Origin of the sequence: Mesorhizobium salmacidum (SeqCode) (assembly GCF_037179605.1) — a bacterium.
GTDB lineage: Bacteria > Pseudomonadota > Alphaproteobacteria > Rhizobiales > Rhizobiaceae > Mesorhizobium > Mesorhizobium salmacidum.
In genome coordinates, this window is the sequence record NZ_JAPYKS010000008.1 from 147619 (window position 1) to 160060 (window position 12442).

Genomic DNA, 12442 nt, shown 5'->3' on the forward strand with positions numbered 1-12442 from the left:
CAACTTTGTTGAATCCGGCTCCAGGTAATTCTTTTTTGTCGGAGCATGATCTGCCGGGAAAACCGGTCGCCACTCTTTCCGGATCATGCTCCTGCGGCCGGGATCAGCTTTCAAAAACCGTTCCGGCTTTCGCGGCCAGCGCACGGTCGCGGGCGAACGTGGCGATCGCCGTATCCTGCACGCCGGTGCCGGTAAGATCGGCGATGGTGATGTCGCTGGCCGAGCGCCGGCCATGCTTCGCGCCGGCGATGATCTGGCCGAGCTCGGTCACATCCGTGTCAGCGGCCATCACGCCTGCCGCGATGGCATGGTGCAATTCACCCAGCCGCCGCGTCTGCTTCGCGCTGTCGGCGACATAGAGATCAGCCATGCGCAGGATCGCCGGCGCGATCTCGTTCTTGTGCTCGGCGTCGGAACCCATGGCGGTGATATGCTGGCCGGCCGAGACAAACCCGGCTTTGATCAGCGGTTCGGTCGACGGCGTGGTGGTGACGATGATGTCGGCGCCGGCAACGGCGTTGGCCGCATCGGGTTCGGCACGCACGTCGATGCCGTGCCTTTCGCGCAAGGTAGCCGCGGCGGTCTCCGCCTTGGCGGCATCGCGCGCCCAGATGCGCGCCTGCCTGATCGGCCGCACCAGCATCAGCGCTTCCAGTTGCAGCCCTGCCTGGACCCCAGCGCCGAAGATCGCGGCGACGGATGAGTCCGGCCGTGACAGGTGTTTAGCCGCGACTGCTCCCGCGGCAGCGGTACGGACGTCGGTGAGATAGCCGTTGTCGAGCAGCAAGGCTTCGACCAGGCCGGTTCTGGCTGACAAAAGCACCATCATGCCGTTTACGCTGGGCAGGCCGAGCTTGGGATTGTCGAAGAAGCCGGGGCTGATCTTGATGGCGAAGCCATCGATACCAGGCACATAGGCGGTCTTCACATCAACCTCGCCGCGATGCTGCGGAATATCGAGCCGCAGGATCGGCGGCATCGCCACGGGCAGCGTGGCAAGCGCGCGAAAGGCATTCTCGACACAGGCGACGGCATCGAGATCGAGTGTCACGATTGCGCGCAGTTCAGCTTCAGTGAGGATAGTCATCCTGCTCATGCGGCGCGCTCCGAAATCGATGGTATCTCCCCGCAGACGATCTTCCTGTGCAGTTCCATGTCGATGTTGCGGCCGGAAAGCAGAACCCCGACCGGCCCCTCCGCCTTGACCTTGCCAGCGAGCAGCGCCGCGATGCCTACCGCACCTGCTCCTTCGACGATCTCGCGTTCCTGTTCATAGCCATGGCGAATGCCGGCGGCGATCTCGTCCTCACTGAGCAGGACGACATCATCGAGCAGGTCGCGGCACATGGCGAAGGTCAGCCGGTTGTCGAGGCCGATGCCGCCACCGAGGGAATCCGCCAGCGTCGGCAGTTCCTCGACCAGCACGGGGTGGCCGGCATCGAGGCTCGCCTTCATCGCGGCGCCGCGCGCCATTGAGATGCCGACGACTTTTGTCCCGGGACGAACGCCCTTGATGGCGGCGGCGACACCGGAAGCCAAGCCACCTCCGGAGAGTTGCACCAGCACCAGAGCGGCATCCGGGACCTGCTCCATCATCTCCAGCCCGAGCGTGCCTTGCCCGGCGATGATCGCGGGATGGTCGAAGGGTGGCAGCATGACAAGCCCTTCCTCCGCCACCAGCCGCTCGACCTCCTGCTGGGCATCGTCCTGGCTGTTGCCGACAATACGGATTTCCGCGCCGAGGCGGCGGATTTCGTCGAGCTTATTCTGGGGTACCAACCGCGACATGCAGATAACCGCGCGCATACGCTCGAGCTTCGCCGCATGGGCAAGCGCACGGCCATGATTGCCGGTCGATGCCGCGACGACGCCGCGCGCCTTCTCCTCGGCATCCAGCGAAGCGACGGCGTTCGAAGCGCCGCGCAATTTGAAGCTGCCGGTGGTCTGGCGGTGCTCGAGCTTGAGATGAACCGGGACGCCCAGCCGCTCGGAGAGACTCGCCGAAAGCACGATCGAAGTGCGCTCGACCTTGCCGGCAATTCGCTCACGTGCGGCGCGGATATCGCCAAGGGTTACTGTTGCCATGATCGTCAGTCGCGCGGCAGGGGCAGCGTCATCAGACGGCCAAATTCGGGATGGGCTGTCTCGTCGCCGCAAAGGCGCAGACAGTTCCAGGCGGTCGCCTGGTTGCTGGTCACCACCGGGCGGCCGATCGCCTCTTCCATGCCGGTGACCGCGAGTGCGCCGCGCAGTGCCGTGCAGGATACGAACAGCGCATCGGCCTGCGGGTGCATCGCCTGGCGCGCGAGATCGACAAGCGCTGCCGGAGCAATGCGCGCCATCTCGCGATCGTCCTCGAAGCCGAGGCAGGTAAAGCTTAGGATTTCGAAGCCACGTTCGGCGAAATAGGTCGCCATCGGCCTGGAGGTTTCCATGGTATAGGGTGTGAGGATGCTGATCCTGCGCACGCCGAACGCGTTCAGCGCGCGCACGCCGGCCATTGTTGGCGTGACGACGGGCACGCCTGGCTTGGCGGCCTGGATCGCAGCCTCGACCTCTCCATCGCCAATCACCACCGAGGCCGACGTGCAGGAATAGCAGATGGCGTCGAGCGGCTCGTCCGGCAGGATCAAGGCCGCGCCCGCCGTCAGCGCCGGCTGCATCTTGCGCAGGTTCTCAGGCGTCGTCGGATTGGCATAGGGGATGCGCGCGACATAGACGCCGATCCGTTCGCTCGCCACCATGCGGCGAAAATCCGGCTCGGTCGTATGGTCGGTGGCCAGGATCATGAGGCCGACGCGCCGCTCCAGCGGACGCTCATCGAGCGCTGGCCGGTTGGGCACAAGCTTGATCTCGGGCAAGGGCTTCATCTTTTATCTTTCGATCTTGCCATAGCGGCGTTCCAGCCAGCGCAGCAGCACGACCGAAATCAGGCTGATGGCGAGGAAGAAGGCACCGACCAACGTGATCGGCTCGAGGTAGCGATAATAGGTGTTGGCGACGCTTTTTGCCTGGTTCATCAGTTCCAGAACGGTGATCGCCGAGAGCAGCGGCGTCTCCTTGAACATGGCGATGAAGTAGTTGGCCAATGCCGGGATCATCGGCGGAATGGCCTGCGGGATGATAATATGCGTCCAGGTCTGCCGGGCGCTGAGATTGCAGGCCTTGGCGGCTTCCCACTGGCCACGCGGCACATTGTCGATGCCGGCGCGGTAGACCTCCGCCGTGTAGGTGCCGTAGTGCAGGCCGAGCCCGATGACGCCGGCGACCAGGGGCGGCAGCAGGATGCCGATGTCGGGCAGCACATAGAAGATGAAATAGAGCTGCACCAGGAGCGGTGTGCCGCGGATGAATTCGGCCACCCAACCGACGGTACGCGCCACCGCTTTGTTGGGCGAGCGGCGCGCCAGCGCGATGCCCAAGCCGACGATCGCCGCCAGCACCGAGCCGAGCAGCGTCGCCAGGATGGTGATCTTCACCCCCTGGATCAGGGTCGGCAGGATCTGCCGGACAAAATCCCAATCCCAATCCATCAGCGAACCCAATTCATCAGGAATGTTCCGGCCATCAGACCCGCACCCCGTCGAGGCCGCGCGCCATGCGGCGTTCCAGCGAGCGCACACCCCACGAGATGAGCAGCGCCAGGATGAAATAGATGAGAAGAATGGTGGTGAACGGCACCATGGTGTTGCCCGTCTGGGCGCGCACCACCTGTGCCTGGAAAGTGAGGTCGGCAAGCGAGATCAGCGAGACGACCGATGTCGCCTTGAGCAGCTCGATGGCATTGTTGCCGAAGGTCGGCAGCATCACCAGAAACGCCTGCGGCAGGATGACGTGGCGCATGCCTTGCCAGCGGCCCAGATTGAGCGCGATGCAGGCCTCATGCTGTTCGCGGCCGATCGATTGCACGGCGCCGCGCACCACCTCTGCGGCATAGGCTCCGACATTCAGGCCCAGCGCCAATACGCCGGCCTGCAATGGGGTCAATTCGAGACCCAGCAGGGGCAACACGAAATAGGCGAAGAACAGCTGCACGAAGATCGATGTGCCGCGGAAGAATTCGATATAGGCCGTCGCCAGGGCCCGCAGCGCGAAGAAGCGCGACAGGCGCCCCAAGCCGGCGAGAAAGGCCATGATCAGGGCCAGCACGGACCCCATCAGCGTCAGCTCGATGGTGACAAGCGCTCCCTGCAATATCAGGCCGAAATAGCCGGACCACTGGGTCATTGAGATTCCAACGTTTGTAGGACTAGGGTCCTTCTTCCCGTTTACGGGGAGAAGATTGCCGGCAGGCAAATGAGGGGCAGCGCCAGTTCGGCAAACGGGGCGCCGCCCCTCATCCGGCCCTTCGGGACCACCTTCTCCCCGTGAGCGGGGAGAAGGCAAGAAAAGCGCGCGCTACTTCGCCGAGCAGAGCTTGTCGCGCGTGGTCGACATTGCCGCCGCCGCCGAGAAGCCGTAGGGCTCGATGATCTTGGCGAACTCGCCCGACTTCTTCATCTTGGCCAGTTCGACATCATAGGCATCACGCAGAGCCTCGTCGCCCTTCTTGAAGGCGGCGCCGTCGCAATAGACCGGCGCGCCCTGCACCGGAGCGATGACTTCGAGGTTCGGATCGGCGGCCTTCTTCATCAGATCATTGATCGACAGCACAGGCAGCGAATAGGCATCGATGCGGCCGTCCTGCACCATCTTCAGGCCGCTCTGGCCGTCCGGCACGACGATGACCCGCTCGCGCGGCACGCCGGCGTTGAGCGCCAGCTTCTCCTCGGTGCCGCCGCCGGGCGCGCCGATGGTGGCGGACGTGTCCTTGGCGACATCCTCATAGCTCTTGAAGCCCTTCGGATTGCCCTTCTTCACCAGCATCGCCTCGGCGTCGCACAGCACCGGCTCCGAATAGGCGACCGCCGCGCAGCGCTCCGGCTTCATGAACAGGCCGGCGGTGACGACGTCGAAGCGACCAGCCTGCAGGCCGGGGATCATGGCGCCGTATTCGGAAATGGAGGCAACAATATCGCCGACGCCGAGACGCTTGAAGATTTCGCGCGCCACGTCAGGCGCGGCACCAGACACCTTGCCGTCGGCCGCGACCGCCGTATAGGGCGGCTCGTTGGCGATGGCGACGCGTGCGAACCCTTGCGCCTTGAGTTGTTCGAGCTTCTTGTCCGCGGCCGAGCCCACGCTTGATGTCGCAAGCACCGCAGTCAGTGCGAGGCCAGCGACGCCGGCGAGAATGCCAAGTTTCTTCATTGTTCCCAACTCCTTGTTCTTGTCCTGGTTTGCGTGATTTCAAGACGGCTTGGCCGCCTTTGGCATGCGGTCAGACACGGTGTCCGGCCGCGATGATCTTCTTCAGGAAGCCTTGCGTGCGTTCCTGCTTGGGATTGCGGAAAATCTCGTCTGGCTTGCCTTCCTCGACTATGCGGCCGCGATCGAAGAACAGCACCCGGTCGGCGAAGTCGTGGGCGAAACCCATCTCGTGCGTGACCAGCAGCATGGTCATGTCGGTCTCGGCGCAGAGGCGCCACAAGACGTTAAGCACTTCCTCGACCAGTTCCGGGTCGAGCGCCGACGTCACCTCGTCGAACAGCATGATCTTCGGCTGCAAAGCGAGCGCGCGGGCGATCGCCACGCGCTGCTTCTGGCCGCCGGACAATTGGGCCGGCATCGCCTTCGCCTTGTCGGCCATGCCGACCATCTCGAGCAGTTCCATCGCCCGCTTCTCGGCAGCGGCGCGCGGCGTTCCCTTGGTCAACATCGGCGCCAACGTCACATTGTCGATGACGCTCTTGTGCGGAAACAGGTTGAACAGCTGGAAGACCATGCCGGTCTTCTGGCGCATCCGCGCCAGGTGGCGCTCGTCGGCCGGCAGCAGCTGGCCGTTGCGCTCCATATGGTAGAGCTGCTCGCCGTCGATCTGGATGTGACCGCCATCGATGCGCTCCAGCGTCATCAGGATGCGCAGGATCGTCGTCTTGCCCGAGCCGGAGGGGCCGATCAGCGCCAGCTTCTCGCGCGGCATGACCTGCATCGAGAGGCCGTCCAGGACCTTGAAGCTGCCAAAGCTCTTCGAGATGCTGTCGACCTTGATGATGGGTGCGGATGCGGACAAATGAATTTCCCCGTGCTGGAGAAGGCTGGTGCCCTTAACGATGCGGAACGCGCCAAATCATGTCAATTGAGAAAATAATATCATGACAATTATTCCGATTGCGCACATTTTTCAGTCAAGCACAGCCCGGCTTTTTGGGCAGGCTTAGATTGCGAGCAGCAAATGCTCGGGATCGCCAAGCAAGAGTTTGGTGACAACGCCGAGACCGGCGCGCAGTTCCCCCTCGGTGGTCGAACCCAGCGAGATGCGCACCGCCGGATGCCAGGGCGCATCCGAAATGCGGAAGGAGGTGCCCGGCGCAATGGCCACGCCTTGCAATCGGGCCTGGGCGACAAAGCTCTCCTCGGAGCGGTCGGCCGGCAGTTGCAGCCAGATATGCAATCCGTCGCGGCGGGCACGGTAGTCGACGCCTGAGAGTACCTCGCCAGCGATATCCTGCCGGCGATGCAACGCCGCGCGCTGCCAGCGCACCAGTTCCATCGCGGTGCCGTCGGTCACCCATTTGGTGGCGATCTCGGCCACCATTGGTGTCGCCATCCAGTTCGAGACAAGATGCCGGTTGGCGACGGCCGCGACGTAACGATCGGGCGCGGCGAGATAACCGATGCGCAGGCCGGGCACGGTGATCTTGGTGAAGGAGGTGACGTAGAGCGTCCGCTCAGGTGCGAAAGCGGCGACCGGCGGCGGTCGATCCTCGACCAGCGGACCCAGCACATCGTTCTCGATAATTGCGATGTCGTGCTTGCGCGCCACCGCCGCGATCTGCTCGCGGCGCGCCGCATCCATGAGCGTTGCCGTGGGATTTATGACGGAAGGCTGGACGAACACGGCGCGGATGTCGGAAAGCCGGCAGGCCTCGTCCAGCGCTTCCGGAATCAAGCCATTGCCGTCAATCGGCAGGCCTTCGAGATTGAAGCCGAGATAACGGGCGAGCGGCACCAGCGTGTGATGGCCGATCGCCTCGGTGGCGACGGTGGAGCCCGGCGGCGCCACGCTCATCAGCGCCACCGTCATGCCGGCGGTGGCGCCATTGGTCAGGCTGATGTTCTGCGGGGAGGCATCGAGGCCGCACAGTTTCAGCCACTCGACCGCCACGGCGCGGTGGCGCGGGAATACCATGTTTGGCCGGAACGACAGCACCGAACTCGACGGCAGGTTTTCGGCGAGCCAGCCCAGCGCCTGCTTCATGCGCTCCAGGTGCATCGGCTCGCAGACCGGTTTCAGAATCGACAGGTCGATGACCTCGCCGAGGCGCTCGGGCAGATAAGGCGGCTCCGGTTCGCGGCGCTGCGTCTGGACGAAGCTGCCGCGGCCGATCTCGCCCGAAATCAGGCCGCGCCGGATCAACTCCTCGTAGGCGCGGCTCACGGTCTGCACTGACAGCTTGAGATCGTCCGCCAGCCTGCGATGCGTCGGCAGCCGCGCGCCATTGGCAAGGCGTCCGTCGTGGATGGCGCGCGCGAACTGATCGGCCAACGATTGATAGGCTGGCCGCCGGATGAGCGTAGGATCGGGTTGCCACAATGTCATGACTTATTAGAGATCGAAATCAGTGCAATTGACAATCGAAATAATGCGCCGTCATGGTACGATCGACGAAAAAGTGAGCGCTGATGACTGCTGCGAAACTCGACGCGATCGACCTCAAAATCCTCGACGCCATCCAGCGTGACGGACGTATCACCAAGCTGGCGCTGGCCGAGCAGGTCGGGCTGTCGCCAACACCGTGCTGGATGCGGCTGCGCAAGCTCGAAAAAGCCGGCATCGTTTCGGGCTATCACGCCCGGATCGCCATGCGCGTCGTGGCGCCGGTCGCCACCGTGCTGATGGAGGTGACGCTGGCCAGCCACCGCCAGGCCGATTTCGACCGCTTCGAGCGCGTCATTCGCGACATCCCCGAGATCGTCGCCTGCTGGTCGGTGGGTGGCGGCGTCGACTATGTGTTGAAGGTAATGGCACGCGACATCGACGCCTATCAGCGGCTGGTCGACGGGTTGCTCGATCGCGAGATCGGCATCGACCGCTACTTCACCTACATCGTCATCAAGACGGTGAAGGATGATATCGCGCTGCCGATAGCGGACCTGTTGCCGGCATCGACGTAGACCAGAGAGATCTACTGCCCTCTCGTCGCAATAGAGAGATTCTCTCTACGGCCAGGCGTCCAAACAGCCTCTCTGTCTGCCCCTGATGGATAGTCTCCCCGCATCAAACCGAACCGGGAGGCTTCGACCATGTCCGCGCATTTCGCCCGCTCGCACCGCCACGAAGCGCTAGACCGGCTCGCCGACCGCCGGCTGCTGCGCGAACTCGCTTACGTCGACGGCCATTGGACGGCGAGTGAGGCTGCGGAGAGCTTCGAGGTCACCGATCCGGCGACCGGCGCCACCGTGGCCTTCGTTGCAGCGCTCGATGCCGGGCAGACCACAAAGGCAATCGACGCCGCCGCGCGCGCCTTTCCGGCATGGCGGGCGCTGTTGCCGCAGGAGCGCTCGAAAATCCTGCGGAAATGGTTCGACCTGATCATCACGGCGAAAGACGACCTCGCCCTGCTGATGACATTGGAGCAGGGCAAACCGTTGAAGGAGTCGCTCGGCGAGATCGACTACGCCGCCTCCTTCATCGAATGGTATGCCGAGGAAGCAAAACGCCTCAACGCCGAGAGTGTCACCAGCCATCTACCGAACGCGGAGATGATGGTGCGGCGCGAACCGCTCGGCGTCGTCGGCGTGGTCACGCCGTGGAATTTTCCGTCGGCCATGCTGACGCGCAAGGCAGCTGCCGCACTCGCCGCCGGCTGCACCATCGTCGCGCATCCCTCCTCGGAGACGCCACTTTCGGCGCTGGCGCTGGCCGAACTCGGCGAACGCGCCGGCCTGCCCGCCGGCGTTTTCAACATCGTCACCGGCAAGGCCGCGACGATCGTTGGACGCATGTGCGAAGACCCGCGCGTGCGGGCCATGAGTTTCACCGGCTCGACCGAGATCGGCCGGCTGATCGCCGCGCAAAGTGCGCCGACGATGAAGCGGCTGGTGATGGAGCTTGGCGGCCACGCGCCGCTGATCGTCTTTGCCGACGCCGATATCGACAAAGCGGTGGCCATCGCTATCGACGCCAAATTCGCCACCTCGGGCCAGGACTGCCTTGCGGCCAACCGCATCTATGTCCAGCGTCCGCTCTACGACCGCTTCTGCCTTGCTTTCGCCAAGCGCATCGAGGCGCTGCGGGCCGGCAATGGCCTGGCCGATGACATCGACATCGGGCCGCTGATGCATGAGCGCGCCGTCAAGAAGGTCGAGGAACAGGTTGCTGACGCCATGGCCCTTGGCGCGCGTTGCCTCACCGGCGGCAAGCGGCATCAGGCCGGGCCGCTGTTCTACCAGCCGACACTGCTCGTCGATGTCGCCGACGAAGCGCTGATCATGCGCGAGGAGACCTTTGGTCCGGTCGCCGCGGTGAAAGCATTCGACGACGAGGACGAGATGATCGCCCGCGCCAATGCGACCGAATATGGCCTCGTCGCCTATGTGGTGACAGAGAACGGCGCCCGCCAACAGCGCATGGGCCGCGCGCTCGACTATGGAATGGTCGCCATCAACCGTGTGAAGATCACCGGCGCGCCGATCCCGTTCGGCGGCGTCAAGCAGTCCGGCATCGGCCGCGAAGGCTCGCGCCACGGGCTGGAAGCTTTCACCGACCTCAAATACCTTTGCCTGGATGTGGCGTAGGCTCGCACCCGGATCTTTTTCAAGGAGTCAAAAAAGATGCTCGATCAGTCCAACGAACTCGCCGCCTGGGATCGCGACCACTTCTTCCATCCCTCGACGCATATGGGCACCCATGCCCGGGGCGAGAGCCCAACGCGGATCATGGCCGGAGGTGAAGGCGTCACCGTCTGGGACAACAACGGCAAGAAGAGCATCGATGCCTTCGCCGGCCTCTATTGCGTCAATGTCGGCTATGGCCGCCAGAAGATATCAGATGCCATCGCGACCCAGGCGAAGAACCTCGCCTATTACCACGCCTATGTCGGGCATGGCACCGAGGCCTCGATCACGCTGGCCAAGATGATCATCGACCGCGCGCCGAAGGGCATGTCGAGGGTCTATTTCGGCCTGTCCGGTTCGGATGCCAACGAAACCAACATCAAGCTGATCTGGTACTACAACAACGTCCTGGGCCGCCCGGAGAAGAAGAAGATCATCTCGCGCTGGCGCGGCTATCACGGCTCGGGCGTGATGACGGGCTCGCTGACCGGGCTCGACCTGTTCCACAACGCCTTCGACCTGCCGCGCGCGCCGATCCTGCACACCGAGGCGCCCTATTATTTCCGCCGCGCCGACCGCTCGATGAGCGAGGAGCAGTTCTCGCAGCATTGCGCCGACAAGCTCGAGGAGATGATCCTGGCCGAAGGTCCCGACACGGTTGCCGCCTTCATCGGCGAGCCGATCCTCGGCACTGGCGGCATCGTGCCGCCGCCCGCCGGCTACTGGGAAAAGATCCAGGCGGTGCTGAAAAAGTATGATGTGCTCCTGGTCGCCGACGAGGTGGTGACGGGTTTCGGCCGGCTGGGCACGATGTTTGGCTCCGATCACTACGGCATCAAGCCGGACCTGATCACCATAGCCAAGGGTCTGACCTCCGCCTATGCGCCGCTGTCGGGCGTCATCGTCGCCGACAAGATGTGGCAGGTGCTGGTGCAGGGCTCCGACAAGCTCGGCTCGCTCGGCCATGGCTGGACCTATTCGGCGCATCCGATCTGCGTCGCCGCCGGGGTCGCCAATCTCGAACTGATCGACGAGATGGACCTGGTGCGGAATGCCGGCGAGACCGGCGCTTATTTCCGTGCCGAACTGGCCAAGGCCGTCGGCGGTCACAAACACGTCGGTGAGGTGCGCGGCGACGGCATGCTGGCAGCGGTCGAATTCGTGAGAGATCGTGACGACCGTGTCTTCTTCGACCCTTCGCTGAAGATCGGACCGCAAATTGCCACGGCCCTTGCCGCAAGCGGCGTCATAGGCCGCGCTATGCCGCAGGGCGACATCCTCGGCTTCGCGCCGCCGCTGTGCCTGACCCGCGAGGAAGCCGACATCGTGGTGGCCAAGACCACCGATGCCGTGAACAGCGTATTCGCCAATCTCTGAGACCAACCGATGAATGCCATGACCAAAACGCTCCCCGCCACCATGGCCGCCGTGCTGCTCACCGGGCACGGCGGACCGGAAAAGCTCGTCTACCGCACCGATGTCAAAGTGCCTGCCCCCGCTTCAGGTGAAGTGCTGATAAGGGTCAGCGCTTGCGGGATGAACAACACCGATGTCTGGGTGCGTCAGGGCGCCTATGGTACCGAGGAGGACGCGGACGCGGTGTCGACCTGGCGAAGGCAGGGCAATACGCTGACCTTCCCGCGCATCCAGGGCACCGACACGGTCGGCACCATCGTTGCCGTCGGCGAAGGCGTTTCGCCCGATCGCATCGGCGAACGGGTGATGGTCGATTTCTCCATCTACAACCGCGACGACGATTCACTCGCCGACATCGACTACATGGGCCATGGCCGCGATGGCGGTTATGCCGAATACCAGACCGTCCCGGCTGACAACGCGCATGTCGTTGACACCACCTTGAGCGACGTCGAACTCGCCACGTTCTGCTGCGCTTACCTTACTGGCGAGCAGATGCTGGAACGCGCCGCACTTAAGGCCGGAGAACGGGTGCTGGTCACCGGCGCCTCGGGCGGCGTCGGTTCCGGCATCGTGCAGCTGGCGCGGGCGCGTGGCGCCATTCCCTATGCCGTCGTCGGCAAAGGCAAGGAACAGGCCGTACTCGACATCGGCGCCGAGGCGGTCATCACCCGTGGCGTCGCAGACCTGCCGCGAGCCGTGACCGAAGCGACCGGCGGCCAGCCGATCGACGTGGTCGCCGATCTCGTCGGCGGCGCGATCTTCAACGATCTACTGCGCATCCTGCGACCCGAAGGCCGCTACACCACCGCCGGCGCGATTGCAGGTCCGGTCGTCCAGCTCGACCTCAGGACCATGTATCTCAAGCAGCTGCAGTTGCATGGTTCGAGCCAGGGCACGCGCGCCGATTTCCGCCGCATCGTTCGCTACATCGAGGAGGGCAAGATCAGGCCGTTGGTCGGCGGCGTCTACAAGCTGTCCGATTTCCACCACGCGCAGGCCGATTTCATCGCCAAGGATTTCGTCGGCAAGCTGGTGGTGGTGCCCGACGCTGTCGCGGAGCGATCGGCGTAGTCGCGGAAATCCTGCTCCCTTGCTTCTGCCTGCCTTCTCATCGCTGCCATAATCGGAATGGCTTGCAGTCGTG

12 protein-coding genes are annotated in these 12442 nt (G+C 63.9%); 4 read left to right on the top strand and 8 right to left on the bottom strand.

Features of this window, described 5'->3' with window-relative positions; all coding sequences use genetic code 11:
- Positions 1-103: 103 nt before the first annotated feature.
- From eutC to ehuR, 8 genes are all read right to left on the bottom strand, one after another.
- Positions 104-1096 (bottom strand): ectoine utilization protein EutC, encoded by a 993-nt coding sequence (gene eutC, locus O7A60_RS13220; RefSeq protein WP_337106689.1) that lies wholly within the window; start codon positions 1094-1096, stop codon positions 104-106.
- Positions 1093-2085 carry a hydroxyectoine utilization dehydratase EutB gene (gene eutB / locus O7A60_RS13225; protein WP_337106690.1) on the bottom strand — a complete coding sequence of 331 codons (993 nt, stop codon included), beginning with the start codon at positions 2083-2085 and terminating at the stop codon, positions 1093-1095. Before eutB ends, eutC begins: the two co-directional genes overlap by 4 nt.
- Positions 2086-2090: 5 nt before the next feature.
- On the bottom strand, positions 2091-2870 hold the full coding sequence (gene eutA, locus O7A60_RS13230; RefSeq protein ID WP_337106691.1) for an ectoine utilization protein EutA: 780 nt from the start codon (positions 2868-2870) through the stop codon (positions 2091-2093).
- Positions 2871-2873: 3 nt separating this feature from the next.
- The gene (gene ehuD / locus O7A60_RS13235) at positions 2874-3533 is read right to left on the bottom strand and encodes an ectoine/hydroxyectoine ABC transporter permease subunit EhuD (RefSeq protein ID WP_027145208.1); all 660 of its coding nucleotides are present in this window, start codon (positions 3531-3533) and stop codon (positions 2874-2876) included.
- Between the two features lie 34 nt (positions 3534-3567).
- On the bottom strand, positions 3568-4227 hold the full coding sequence (gene ehuC, locus O7A60_RS13240) for an ectoine/hydroxyectoine ABC transporter permease subunit EhuC (protein ID WP_027145207.1): 660 nt from the start codon (positions 4225-4227) through the stop codon (positions 3568-3570).
- Positions 4228-4398: 171 nt separating this feature from the next.
- On the bottom strand, positions 4399-5250 hold the full coding sequence (ehuB, locus tag O7A60_RS13245) for an ectoine/hydroxyectoine ABC transporter substrate-binding protein EhuB (RefSeq protein ID WP_027145206.1): 852 nt from the start codon (positions 5248-5250) through the stop codon (positions 4399-4401).
- A 70-nt stretch (positions 5251-5320) separates the two neighbouring features.
- Positions 5321-6112 (bottom strand): ectoine/hydroxyectoine ABC transporter ATP-binding protein EhuA, encoded by a 792-nt coding sequence (gene ehuA / locus O7A60_RS13250; protein ID WP_027145205.1) that lies wholly within the window; start codon positions 6110-6112, stop codon positions 5321-5323.
- Between the two features lie 144 nt (positions 6113-6256).
- Positions 6257-7642, bottom strand: coding sequence for a MocR-like ectoine utilization transcription factor EhuR (ehuR, locus tag O7A60_RS13255; RefSeq protein ID WP_140505768.1), 1386 nt, complete (start codon positions 7640-7642; stop codon positions 6257-6259).
- 83 nt (positions 7643-7725) lie between these two features.
- Here ehuR and O7A60_RS13260 point away from each other — a divergent pair, with 83 nt between their 5' ends.
- The 4 genes from O7A60_RS13260 (at position 7726) to O7A60_RS13275 (ending at position 12369) form a co-directional block, all read left to right on the top strand.
- Positions 7726-8217 (top strand): Lrp/AsnC family transcriptional regulator, encoded by a 492-nt coding sequence (locus tag O7A60_RS13260; protein ID WP_015319082.1) that lies wholly within the window; start codon positions 7726-7728, stop codon positions 8215-8217.
- Between the two features lie 129 nt (positions 8218-8346).
- A complete protein-coding gene (locus O7A60_RS13265; RefSeq protein WP_337106693.1) occupies positions 8347-9840 on the top strand; it encodes an NAD-dependent succinate-semialdehyde dehydrogenase in 1494 nt (497 codons plus the stop codon).
- Positions 9841-9876: 36 nt separating this feature from the next.
- A complete protein-coding gene (locus O7A60_RS13270; protein ID WP_337106694.1) occupies positions 9877-11256 on the top strand; it encodes an aspartate aminotransferase family protein in 1380 nt (459 codons plus the stop codon).
- Positions 11257-11265: 9 nt separating this feature from the next.
- On the top strand, positions 11266-12369 hold the full coding sequence (locus O7A60_RS13275) for an alcohol dehydrogenase family protein (RefSeq protein ID WP_337106695.1): 1104 nt from the start codon (positions 11266-11268) through the stop codon (positions 12367-12369).
- Positions 12370-12442: the final 73 nt, after the last annotated feature.